Source organism: Clostridium sp. CM039, from assembly GCF_055081075.1.
This window is the reverse complement of record NZ_CM143649.1, coordinates 2,029,185-2,041,351: the sequence shown is the minus strand read 5'-3', so window position 1 is coordinate 2,041,351 and position 12,167 is coordinate 2,029,185. Positions and strand designations below refer to the sequence as shown.

The 12,167-nt window shown below is 29.5% G+C and carries 9 protein-coding genes and 1 pseudogene; 5 read left to right on the top strand and 5 right to left on the bottom strand.

Annotated elements, in window-relative coordinates; genetic code table 11:
* Positions 1-65 precede the first annotated feature (65 nt).
* Complete coding sequence (locus ACWJJ2_RS09640; RefSeq protein WP_165413910.1) at positions 66-860, top strand: MerR family transcriptional regulator; 795 nt, start codon at positions 66-68, stop codon at positions 858-860.
* Between the two features lie 223 nt (positions 861-1,083).
* Positions 1,084-2,115: a PTS sugar transporter subunit IIC gene (locus tag ACWJJ2_RS09635; RefSeq protein WP_462953172.1), complete on the top strand. Its 1,032-nt coding sequence runs from the start codon at positions 1,084-1,086 to the stop codon at positions 2,113-2,115.
* Between the two features lie 100 nt (positions 2,116-2,215).
* Here the strand turns inward: ACWJJ2_RS09635 and ACWJJ2_RS09630 are convergent, their stop codons facing one another.
* Entirely contained in the window at positions 2,216-3,340 is a 1,125-nt protein-coding gene (locus ACWJJ2_RS09630; RefSeq protein ID WP_220319927.1) for a 3D domain-containing protein, read from the bottom strand.
* A 485-nt stretch (positions 3,341-3,825) separates the two neighbouring features.
* Between ACWJJ2_RS09630 and ACWJJ2_RS09625 the strand changes: the two genes are divergently transcribed.
* Positions 3,826-6,774, top strand: a complete 2,949-nt coding sequence (locus tag ACWJJ2_RS09625; RefSeq protein ID WP_462953171.1) for a DEAD/DEAH box helicase — start codon at positions 3,826-3,828, stop codon at positions 6,772-6,774.
* 54 nt (positions 6,775-6,828) lie between these two features.
* Complete coding sequence (locus tag ACWJJ2_RS09620; protein ID WP_220319929.1) at positions 6,829-7,242, top strand: hypothetical protein; 414 nt, start codon at positions 6,829-6,831, stop codon at positions 7,240-7,242.
* Between the two features lie 87 nt (positions 7,243-7,329).
* Here the strand turns inward: ACWJJ2_RS09620 and ACWJJ2_RS09615 are convergent.
* Positions 7,330-7,644, bottom strand: a pseudogene (locus tag ACWJJ2_RS09615) (tyrosine-type recombinase/integrase); the annotation flags it as partial.
* Positions 7,645-7,706: 62 nt separating this feature from the next.
* Between ACWJJ2_RS09615 and ACWJJ2_RS09610 the strand changes: the two are divergent.
* Positions 7,707-8,189: a DnaB-like helicase C-terminal domain-containing protein gene (locus ACWJJ2_RS09610; RefSeq protein WP_220319930.1), complete on the top strand. Its 483-nt coding sequence runs from the start codon at positions 7,707-7,709 to the stop codon at positions 8,187-8,189.
* Positions 8,190-8,419: 230 nt separating this feature from the next.
* Here the strand turns inward: ACWJJ2_RS09610 and ACWJJ2_RS09605 are convergent, their stop codons facing one another.
* From ACWJJ2_RS09605 to ACWJJ2_RS09595, 3 genes are all read right to left on the bottom strand, one after another.
* The gene (locus tag ACWJJ2_RS09605) at positions 8,420-9,706 is read right to left on the bottom strand and encodes a TolB family protein (RefSeq protein WP_462954307.1); all 1,287 of its coding nucleotides are present in this window, start codon (positions 9,704-9,706) and stop codon (positions 8,420-8,422) included.
* Between the two features lie 62 nt (positions 9,707-9,768).
* Positions 9,769-11,271: a HAMP domain-containing sensor histidine kinase gene (locus ACWJJ2_RS09600; protein WP_462954306.1), complete on the bottom strand. Its 1,503-nt coding sequence runs from the start codon at positions 11,269-11,271 to the stop codon at positions 9,769-9,771.
* Between the two features lie 24 nt (positions 11,272-11,295).
* Complete coding sequence (locus ACWJJ2_RS09595) at positions 11,296-11,982, bottom strand: response regulator transcription factor (protein ID WP_220319933.1); 687 nt, start codon at positions 11,980-11,982, stop codon at positions 11,296-11,298.
* Between the last annotated feature and the right edge of the window lie 185 nt (positions 11,983-12,167).

Genomic DNA, 12,167 nt, shown 5'->3' with positions numbered 1-12,167 from the left:
TTTATGAAGATGCAAAGCTGATTCGGTATTGATGATGATTAATAAAGAACGAAGGAGATGATTTTATGTCCTACAAAATAAAAGAAGTAGCTGACATGGTTGGAGTAAGCGTACGTACACTTCATCATTATGATCAAGTAGGTATTCTAAAGCCAGATTCTGTAACAACAGCAGGATACAGACTTTACACTGAGATGGACATTGAAAGATTACAGCAAGTTTTATTTTTTAAAGAACTGGATTTTACTTTGCAAGAAATAAAAGAAATTTTAGATAATCCAGGTTTTGATAGAAAACATGCGTTAATGACACATAAAGAGCTACTGATAGAAAAAAAGAAGAGACTTGATAAGATAATAAAATCTGTAAATAAAACTATAGATTCCATTGAAGGGGGAACAGATATGAATAAGAAGGAAATGTTTGAGGGATTTGATATGACTGGAATAGAGGCACATAAAGAAAAATATGCAGAGGAAACAAAGCAAAAATATGGTAACTCTGATGAATACAAGGAAAGCGTGAAAAAAACCTCAAAGTACACAAAAGATGATTGGGCCAGAATCAATACAACAAGTGGACAAATATACAAGAAAATTGTAGATAATATGGATAAAGGTGTAGAACATTCGGAAGTTCAAAAGGCAGTAGGCGAGCTAAGACAGCAAATTACAGATAACTTCTACAATTGTACTATAGAAATATTTAGAGGACTTGGAGATTTATATGTTTGTGATGAACGATTTACAGCTAATATTGATAAGTATAAAGAAGGTCTAGCTAAGTTCTTAAGTGAGGCAATGTATTACTATTGTGATAAGGCAAAAAAAGGTGTCACCCACTTGGAAAGTAGCAAGTAAAGAAAAGGGACAGTTAATAATTTGTATAAATTATTAACTGTCCCTTTGAAAATTTCATTCAGGTTTTGTTTTATAATTTGATTGTAACATGTATATTGGAATGTTATTATTAGATTGTAAAACTTTAAATTTCGCTGCAAGGATAAATATTACAAATATAAGAACTAACAAATTAAACAAGTATAATAAATGATAGTATTTCAAAATGAAAAGGGGGATAAATTTGTTTGTATTAATTAAAGGTATAGGATTATTACTTTTTACATTGTTCTTGTTTTCACTTTTTAGTTTAAAAATGCCTAAAGGTCAAAAAGCTATGTCAGGCCTGGCAAATGCTGCTGTAGCAACATTTTTAGTAGAAGCGATACATAAATATATAAGCGGAAATTTATTAAACATTAAATTCTTGGGTGAAGTAGGCGCTTCCTCAGGAAGTATGGGTGGCGTAGTTGCTGTAATATTAGTTAGTATAAATATGGGGTTGAATCCTATATATGCTGTAACAGCTGGTGCTGCAGTATTTGGGTATGGTATTCTTCCAGGCTTTGTAGCTGGATATATAATTGCATTTATCGGCCCAATTTTAGAGAAAAAGCTACCCAAAGGACTAGATATAATAGTTGGTGCAATTTTGATTGCACCACTTGCTAGGGGTATCGCTTTAGTGGTAGATCCAATAGTAAATTCAACTTTACTTAGTATTGGAAGTATGATAACTGTCGCTGCTAATCAATCCCCTTTTATTATGGGGTTCTTATTAGGTGGAATTATGAAGATGATATGTACATCTCCTTTAAGTGCTATGGCACTAACCGCGATGCTTGGGTTACAAGGTCTTGCAATGGGGATAGCATCTATTGCCTGTGTTGGTGGAGCTTTTTCAGATGGTATAGTATTCAAAAGACTTAAACTTGGTGATAAAAGTAACATAATAGGTGTGATGCTTGAACCGCTAACACAGGCTGATATAGTAACTTCAAATGCACCTCCTATATTTTTTTCAAACTTTATAGGAGGTGCACTAGCTGGTTTAAGTGCTGCTTATTTTAAAATAATAAATAATGCTCCGGGTACAGCTGCACCTATTCCTGGATTATTAGCACCATTTGGTTTCAATGAACCTAAATCAGTTATTTTTGCTATATTATTTGCCATATGTGGTGGAATTATTGGTGGACTCTTTGGTTCTACTATAGTTCTTAATATTAGAAAAAAAAGAAATAAAAAAGTAGAAAAGAAAGATGTTGTAGCGTAAAGTAGAAAAATCAAGGACCGTTAATAATTTTATAAATTATTAACGGTCCCTGATTTTGGTTTATTATTCTCTAATCGCATATGAGGCATTTACAAAATAATTAATCTAGTATTTGTACGTTTAAGTATTTAACGCCCCAGTTATTAACTTCTTCAGGGGTGTTGAAAAATACATCTATAAAGTTACCTTTTATTGCAGAACCAGTGTCCGCAGCAATTGCATTGCCATAACCTTCAACATATAATTTTGTTCCTAAAGGAATGACATTAGGGTCTACGGCTATTGTACTATAGCCATTTGGATTTCGCTCTGTCTTTCTTCCGGAGGCAGTATAAGTATTACCTGGAGAATCTGTCGAATAGGCAGTGGCCTTTACACTAAAAGACCTACCAGAAGATGCAGTAGCTTTTAAATTAGCAGCCCTTGAAGGAGCTGAACCATTTTGAGGATTCACAGAATTTTTTAAAGATTCTCCTCTTGAAGGGGTTATGGGTGACAAAGTGCCTTGAGCTATAATTTTACTCTGAGGTTCTTTAACTACAGCTTCTTTAACAACTTTTCTAGTTACTTCTTTCCCATTCTCATAAGTTACATTTAAAGTAATACTTTTTTCGCCTTTTGTTCCATTTTGTACAACCTTACTTTCAGATTTTAATGTATCGCTATCCTTTTTAATAACAGTTTTAAAATCAATGGGTTTTGTCTGTTTTAGTGTTTCTATTTTAACTCTAGTTATGGTAACATCCATACCTTTAGATAACTTCGTTTTTACTGATGGTGAAATCTTATCAGTAGGGCTTAAAACGATTTTTTCTGTAGTTAACATTCGGGCGATATCTTTTTCAGCAGACTTTACGTTAAGCTCTTTATTGTCTACTAAGACTTTAATATTTACAGCGCGATCTATAGTTATAACATCATTGGTAGTTATTTTTGAATTTAAAGATTTGTCAATCCTATCTTTTACTGCTATATTTATACCAGCTTTTTCTAAGGCGCTGTCAAAAGTTTTTTGGTAAGTTACTAATTTAGTAGGTTTGCCATCTACAACCACTGTAATATTTTTTCTGATAAAGCTCATGAAAACAGTTAAAGTTGCAAGTATGGTGATAAGAATAGATCCAATAACAATTTTTGTTCGCTTATCTTTCATAAATTTAAGCAGAATATCATCTCCTATTATAAAATTCAGTACAAAGCATCTACAAAAAATAATACTAATCATTCTAGTCTATTTTTTTTGATGATTAAGTACTGGTGTCAGATGCCCAAAATACAGTAATCTTAAACATATTATAGTTAAAATCACTCTCAAAAGATGCATGAGAAGTAGGGGAATCATGTATCTGTACCAATATATGGAACGATAGAATATTTCAACAATATTGTAGCACGTTTATTTGTGGGAGGCAACTATTTTTTGTTGCAAGTAGGTTGTAGAGTGCAAGCAACTCATTTGTAGCGTGAGCGGCACCATGCTATAATATGACTATAAATATTTGAACAAAATTATACAAGGCCTCAGAACGATATCTAAAAAATTACAGTATTTGCAAGGTAACTGTGCAAGCACTTGTGAATATGGTAAGGATATCAAAAGGTGCTTTTTATATATTTATGAATCAAAAGAAATATTATTCTTCGAGGTACCTCAAAATTTTCTCGAAAAATATGACAATAAGTGATATAAACAATTAGTGAGGAGCATTTATGAAATTAAAAGAGCTTGAGAATATAGTATTTAAATCATCTTCAGAGCTTATGAGAAGTGAGGGAGAAAATGCGTTTAATAGTGGATTAGTTATTAAGATTAAAGGCAAGAAAATAGAAAATATATATCATATTTATGGTCGCGTCAAGAGTGATACTCAATGGAGTGAGTTAAACACGCATATTAAAATAGATTTATTAAAGAAAAAATTGGATGGTATAAAATGTACTTGTGAGGATTTCAAAACAGCATCTAATGTGGGATATTTATTTATGTGTAGCCATTTAACGGCTACAGCATATAGTTTTTTTAGCATAACTGCAAAAAAAAATTATGAGAAAAATGAAAAAACGGAAAAGTTAAAAGAAGATAATTCAAATAATCAGGGAAGCGAAAGTATTATAAAGTTAGTTCGTAAGGTTTCAAAAGGCCCAACTTATTATGAAGCGCAATATGCAATAGGTAAGGAAAAAATAAAGATAGAGCCTAAGGACTTGAGAACTTTTTTAACTGGGACTAACCATAAGAAAATTAAGCTAAACTATGATAGTTTTGAGTTTGAAGCTCCAATAGTGCTAAAAGATTTACCACTAAACTTTACATTAAAGATTAGAAACGAATATTTTGTTTTAACAACTCATAGGCAGTTCCCAGTATCATTAAATGATAAAAATGATGTGTATTTATTTAATTGGAAACTTTATATACCATCAAAAAATCAAGTTCTAAAATATGTTGCGTTATGTGAAAAGTTAAAAAAAAATGGTGAAATTCTATACCCCGGCGGAATAGAAAACTATAACAAAATTATCTCATTTTTAAGTAGTATTTCAAATAATATTAATATTAGTGAAGAGATAAAAGATTTTGCAGCAAATTTCATAAAACCTGAGTTTTACATATATGAGATAGGCAGTGATATTTATTGTGATATAGAAGTGATTTACGATAATGATAAAATAAATATATTAAAGAAAGATAAAAGTAAAAATATAATTACACGTAATTATAAAAAAGAAGACAAAATACTTATGGAACTAGAAAAGTATAGGTTTATAAAAAGAAATGAGAAGCTACTTTTTATAGGCTCAGATGAGCAATTGTTTGACATATTAAGTAAGAACGAGAAGAATCTACATTCTCTTGGCAATGTTACATTTGGAAAAGGGATTAAAGACAGGAAAATATATGATTTCACGGCTATTGAAGCAGAAATTAAAGAAAAGGATGGCTACTATGATTTTTCCTACGGTATACATGATATCGAAAATAAAGAATTAAATAGTGTACTCTCTTCATTTAAGCAAAAAAGAAGGTTTTATAAAACTAATAATAATAACTTTTTAGATTTTAAAGATGCGGGAGTTAAAAATTTCTTTGATTTAATAGAAGTGTTTAATATTAATAAAAAAATAGAAAATGGATTAATGCATATGGATAAAGGTAAGGCATTATATTTAAATGAAAAGATGAAAAACAAGGGTATTCAGTTTGTAAAAGGTACTGAAGTGTTAAATGATATAGAAAACGCTTTATTGGATATAAATAATATGGATATAAGGGTGCCAATGAACTTAAAAGCCACACTTCGTGAATATCAAATAGATGGTTTTAAATGGCTTAAAAGTCTAAGTCGGTTAGGATTTGGAGGGATATTAGCCGATGAAATGGGACTTGGTAAAACAATTCAAACAATAGCTCTTCTATTATCAGAAGAGAATAAAAAATCTATTATTATTAGTCCAACTTCCCTTATTTATAATTGGAAGGCTGAACTAGAAAAATTTTCACCTAGTCTAAATGTAGCTATTGTACATGGCGAAAAAAGCCGGCGACTTAAATTGATTCATAGTTTAGAGGAGTATGATATAATACTAACAACCTATGGAACTTTAAGAACAGATATAGGGTTATATGAGGATATTAGTTTTGATTATTGTATTATAGATGAAGCCCAAAATATAAAAAATCATTTAGCACAAAATACAAAGGTTATTAAAGAAGTTAAAGCTAAGGTAAGATTCGCATTAACAGGCACTCCTATTGAAAATAATTTAATAGAACTTTGGTCTATTTTCGATTTTATAATGCCCGATTATTTATACTCTAAAGAAATTTTTGAATCAAAATTTATAATTAATAAAGAAGGTGATTTAGAAGAACTTAAATTGCTAATTAAGCCTTTTCTCCTAAGGAGAACAAAAAAAGAAGTATTGAAAGAACTACCAGATAAAATAGAAAAGAAGTTTATAGTTGAGATGACATCAGTTCAAAAGGCTGTATATAAATCTTATACTAAAGTTGTCAGGGATAAAATGAAAAATAATAACGGTGATGATAAAATAGAGATTTTTTCTTGTTTAACTAAGTTGCGACAAATTTGTTTAGATCCTTCACTTGTAATAGATGAATACAAAGGTGGAAGTGGAAAGCTGAAAATTGCAACTGAGCTTATAGAAAAGCATATGGAAACATACGGAAAAGTGTTATTATTTTCTCAATTTACGGCAGTACTTAAAAATATAGGAGAGAATTTAAATGAAAAGGGAATTCGGTACCTTTATTTAGATGGAAAAACAAAAGCAAAGGATAGAATTAAACTGGTAGATGAATTTAATAACAGTTGTGAATCATTAGTTTTTTTAATCTCGCTAAAGGCAGGGGGAACAGGTCTTAACTTAACCTCTGCAAATTTAGTTATTCATTTTGACCCTTGGTGGAATCCAGCAGTAGAGAATCAAGCAACAGATAGGGCTCATAGAATTGGTCAAAAAAATGTAGTAGAAGTGATTAAGTTAGTTACTAAGGGGACTATAGAAGAAAAGATCATTCTACTCCAAGAAAACAAAAAACATTTAATAGACAGTGTAATTACAGGGGAACTTACAAGTAGTGATATTCTAGGCAAACTTACAAAGAAAGAACTTCTGGAAATTTTTAGATTTTAGGGTTTAGAGTGAGGGTGCCACGCGCTAAAGATAGCACCAAAAGGAGATATAAAAATGTACGTAGAGTTTAATAATAAAATTGTAGATAGCAAGGATATAAAAGATATAATTGAAAAAAATACAGAATTTAAAGTAGTTAAAGACATGAGTAAAGGTTCAAAGAGAAATGATATATTAGCTTTTAATTTAAGTGTAGAAATAAATACATTAAATGACCTAATGGAAGGTGAATTTAATTTAAATGAATTAACAGAAGATGAATTATTCGATGAATACTTATCACTGGCAGAAGAAATTGCAATGGACATTGAAGAATACGTTCCTGACGGTGCTATTATGGACATTAAGTCTTATAAATGGGATAAATCAGATGATGGGATAAAGTTAGTTATAATTATAGCATCAGAGGATACTACAGAATTAAAATTAAAGGATATTATGAGGAAACTTATAACTCAAGTGGAGTAAAATTGCAGACTAACGTTGAAATAACTAGGGTTTACAAGTAACCAATCTTTTGATTTGGTCTATATGCCACCCCTTTGCCACCCTTAATTATTTTTGGGTGGCAAATATATTTTCAAGAATATTTACAGTATCATTTTTCATTTTTAAGGTTACATGAGAATAAGTATCCATAGTGGTGCCTATTTTGCTATGTCCAAGTCTTTCTTGAATATCTTTTGGAACAGTGCCACCTTCTAAAAGAATGGTGGCATGAGTATGTCTTAAAGAATGAAAATTATATTTAATTCCTAACTCATAATTAACTACACGATATATATATATTAAACTATTATTTGAGACAAGTCCACCATTTTCTTGAGTACATACAAAATCATTTTTAGTATAAAATTCACCATAATATAAAAACAGTTAAGAACTTAAGTATTAAACGAGAACTAATAAAGGCGTGTCAAGATGATCTAAACATGGTGTATGGAGAAAATATAGACATAAGAGACGTAATTGCTACCTTAGAAACTAAGATGTTTAGCGCAAGCGATATGTACGAAGAAAAAACAGTAAACTTAGAAGAACTAATGACTCAATCAATAGATTTAATTGATAATGGATATAAAAATGGGGGACAACTACTAGGAACGACTACAGGATATAAGCCTCTTGATAATGCTATAAATGGTTTTGTAAAAGGAGATTTACGTATTATAGCTGTAAGGCCTAGTATGGGCAAAACTGCACTGAGTATGGAAATGTTAAACAAACTACCTCCTGGGAAAAAAGGCTTAATATTTGAAATTGAAATGCCTAAAGGTAAATTAGGAATAAGAATGTTAGCACCCAGGACATGCATAAACCAACAAGATTTAAGCAAAGGATTAATAAAAGATACTGACTTTAGTGTGATCCAAAAGGAAGCTGAAAAAATGGCATTTAAAAATATAGTCTCATAACTTAACTTAGTGGTCAAGTATTAATACTATGATTCTGAGATAAGATTTGATACAGTTTTGATGCCCTTTTATTAAAATTCACTTAAAACCAAATAAGTCTCAAAAACGAACGTTTTTGAGACTTGTTTATATATTTCAAATAATTTAACTAACTCATTTTGAGAGAATCAACAAAAGCATTATCATTTAATGCAGTCTTTGATAACCATTCTAAATAGGATTACTTTTTTCTATTTTAAATATATGCTATGAATACTTCCATTTTCAGCAAAAATCCTACTATCTAAATTTAAAATTTTAGATTCAAAAATTGTAACTTTATTGCTATCATTATTCCAAAATACTCCATTAGGGTTAAGTATATTAAAATAATTTATATCTTTAAGCAATAAAATCTTATTAACTATTTCGTTTCCATTAAACTTTGCTGCATATATACTCCATACTCCTTTATAATCTTCACCACTATATGTTGCATAAACAATTTTGTTTTCATCCGGCGAAATCCAAAATGGTACAATATGGCTTCCTATTGATTGTGCGAATTTATTTGTTTTTTTACTATTTACATCATAAATAAATAAGCCATCTTCCCCATTTATGTTTCCTTCAAAAACTATTTTTTGTCCTTCATTAATAACAGCAAAACCATAGTTAACTATACGGTTTTTTTGTGTCTTTGCTTCAGCAGATGGTAAAACCATCACAGGTTGCACTTTCCCATCATCTGTAGTTATCTTATAAATGCCTTCTGTTATAATTGTTTTTTCATTGTTTTTTGTTTTAGCAGTCCCTACAAAGTAAACATCTTTTCCATTATTACTATAAACACCTGCTAATTGATTTATTCTCTGATTACCCTCTTTAAATTCTTTCAATTTGTCATTCTCCACGTCATATACAACTATTGATGGGCTTTTAGCAAATGTTAATCCTACTATATATTTACTATTTATAGACCATTGTCCCAGCATATTGCCTTTCACATTAATTTTCTTCTTGGAATTGCTTTTTATATCAACTATATAATAACAGCTTTCATCATTTTCCTTTGTGTTATACATATACTTTGTTTTATCGGGAGAAATTGTAGCACCATCTTCTAAATTGGAAGGTGACTTTTCAAAAGTAGATAAGTTAAGTTTATAGGTGCCTCCTCTAACCTCCTTAATAAATTTAAGTTCTTCTTCTTCATTTGTATTTTCATTATCAATCTTTTCAAATTTCTCCTCTATATCCTTTCTACTGAGGCCTATTTGAACAATAGCTTGGTTATCTCCTACCAGGCCTATCATATTATTAAGTCCTTCTATTCTATCTGTTTTTTCACTCTTTACTACTTGAAGTGGTTTATATTCATCTGGGGCGATTGCCTTTATTTTGTTATCCGACAGCACTACAGAATTATTACTTGCCATTAAGGGCTTGGAGTATGAATATACTACACTCACTGCCCCTAACACTAATATCCCTACAACTACAGCCCCTACTTTCCAATTCTTATTTCCTTGTCCCATAATTTCTTCCTCCTAAATTTAAATTTTATAAGTTAATTATAAACAAAAGTTGTGACATTGAGTTAACACGATGTTACAATGTTGTAAACTTTTAGAGGAATTACTATATGTACTTCAGTGCCTTTTCTCTCTTCACTAATTATTTTTATACTTCCATTATGTTTATCTATAATTTTTTTTACTATAGATAGTCCTAATCCAGAACTTCCTGCTTCTCTTGAAGTTTGTTTATTCACCCTATAAAAAGGTTCAAATATCATTTCTAACTTATTAGAAGGTATTCCTTGTCCTTTATCTTTAATAATTATATTACAGTTACCATTTTCCTTGGATAACTTCACATTTATAGTAGAGTTAACATTGCCATACTTAATAGAATTATCTATTATATTTATAATTACCCTTCTAATCTCGTTTGGATTACCTAATACAATAACCTCTTTATCTATAACTTTTTCTATATGTATCTCATATTTATTTGCTCTTATTTTCATATCATTACATGCTGCACCTAAAATTTGTGATACGTTAACTTCTTCTTCTATATTTGAGATCATGTTTGATTCAACCTTTGAGATTTCCAATAGTTCAATTACCATGCTATGCATTCTTTCACTTTCATCATTTATCTTGTTCATACTTTTTCTAGCGAATTCTTTGTCCTTAAAGTCTTGCTTAAGAAGTATTTGACAATATCCAGATATTATAGTCAAAGGAGTTTTCATTTCATGAGTTATATTATCAAAAAAAACTTTCCTATGGCCTGCAATCTTTCTTAAATCATCTCTGTCATTTTCTATAGTTTCTATTTGATTTTTTATCTTGTTTTTCATTTTATTAAAATTTAAGGATAGTTCCTCTATCTCATCCTTAGAATTAATATTTATATCCTCTTCAAAATTGCCTTTTGAAACCTCTTTTGTAAACTTGCTCAATTTCAATATTGGTATAGTTATTTTTGTAGCTAACAATACTACAAATAAGAAAATCACTCCGAAAACTAATAATACAAAGGTATTGGTTAGCTTTAACAAATTTTTACTAGAACTAAATATTTCTGAATAATCCATAACAGATCTAACAATTCCTATACTTATTTTGTTGTTTATAATAGGACATGAAAAAACAACTAAATATTTATCTTTAACGGGTACTATTGTAAATGCAGACTTGTTATTAATAGATAGTTTTAAATCTTCATCACTATAATTATTTTTATTATCACTATCTTCATAATTTAGTACTTTTCCATTTGCATTTGCAGAATCAACTAAAAATTTTCCTTCGTATGAGTAAATCATTATTCTATTTCCAACCTTTATAGACAAATCTGAAGCTATACCATTGCTAGAATTATTAAAATTATTAGAATACATATCCTTATTTTTCAATTCAAAATACTGTCTTAAATATGTGTTCAAATCCTTTTCAAAGGTTACTAATTCCTTACTTATTATCTCTTCATTGTTTTCTACAATAAGCTTATTCATGAAAAAGCTCATTGTGTTATACCCTATATAAAATATAACTAAAAAACCAATGATAAATTTACGCTTTATAGACATTTTCATGAAAAATATATCCCCTTCCTACATAATTTTATACCCTACTCCAAATACAGTTTTTATAACAGAGTTATTTTTATCACTAGATAATTTTTTTCTTAACCTTTGAATATGAACATCTACAGTTCTGCTTTCACCTTCAAAATCAAACCCCCATATAGTTTCTAAAAGTTTATCGCGTGAAAATACTTTTCCCCTATTCTCTGCAAGTTTATATAGCAATTCATACTCTTTTGCTGTAAGATTCACTAATTTATCTCCCTTAAATACTTCATAATTATCTTTAAATATTGTTATGTTTTTTTCTAATTTTATAATATTTTCTTTATCCTTAATGTTTTTAAATTGTTCTATCCTTCTTATACTAACTTTTGCTCTTGCAACTACTTCTCTTATGTCAAAAGGCTTGGTAATATAATCGTCTGCTCCAAGTTCTAAGCCTACTACTTTGTCCATAATATCATTTTTTGCCGTAAGCATTATTATAGGGATTTTATATTCTACCGATACTTTCTTACATATTTCAAAACCACTTATATCAGGTAACATTAAATCCAGTATAATTAGTTCTATATATTGATTTTTTAAGATTTTTAATCCTTCTATACCCGTTGCAGCTTCAAAAACTTTAAACCCTTCTTCTTTAAATGAATATGTCAAAATTTCGCTTATACATTCATCGTCCTCAATTATAAGTATATTATTATTCATAGCATGGCCCCCTTACTTCAATAAGTATACAATACAGTTGTTACAAATTTATAACATATATCTCAAAATATCGAGCCAAATACTGTACAAAGTTCAATAACAAATTTGTATATTAAAATAAATGCTGAATTGAGAGTTGTATAAAGGGCAAATCGGTAGTCAATATATAGTTATTGATAGAAACA

Coding starts and splice junctions, on each gene's coding strand:
- ACWJJ2_RS09600 (WP_462954306.1), bottom strand. CDS start 11,271: ATGTCTATAAAGCGTAAATTTATCATTGGTTTTTTAGTTATATTTTAT.
- ACWJJ2_RS09610 (WP_220319930.1), top strand. CDS start 7,707: ATGGTGTATGGAGAAAATATAGACATAAGAGACGTAATTGCTACCTTA.
- ACWJJ2_RS09625 (WP_462953171.1), top strand. CDS start 3,826: ATGAAATTAAAAGAGCTTGAGAATATAGTATTTAAATCATCTTCAGAG.
- ACWJJ2_RS09640 (WP_165413910.1), top strand. CDS start 66: ATGTCCTACAAAATAAAAGAAGTAGCTGACATGGTTGGAGTAAGCGTA.
- ACWJJ2_RS09620 (WP_220319929.1), top strand. CDS start 6,829: ATGTACGTAGAGTTTAATAATAAAATTGTAGATAGCAAGGATATAAAA.
- ACWJJ2_RS09605 (WP_462954307.1), bottom strand. CDS start 9,706: ATGGGACAAGGAAATAAGAATTGGAAAGTAGGGGCTGTAGTTGTAGGG.
- ACWJJ2_RS09595 (WP_220319933.1), bottom strand. CDS start 11,982: ATGAATAATAATATACTTATAATTGAGGACGATGAATGTATAAGCGAA.
- ACWJJ2_RS09630 (WP_220319927.1), bottom strand. CDS start 3,340: ATGATTAGTATTATTTTTTGTAGATGCTTTGTACTGAATTTTATAATA.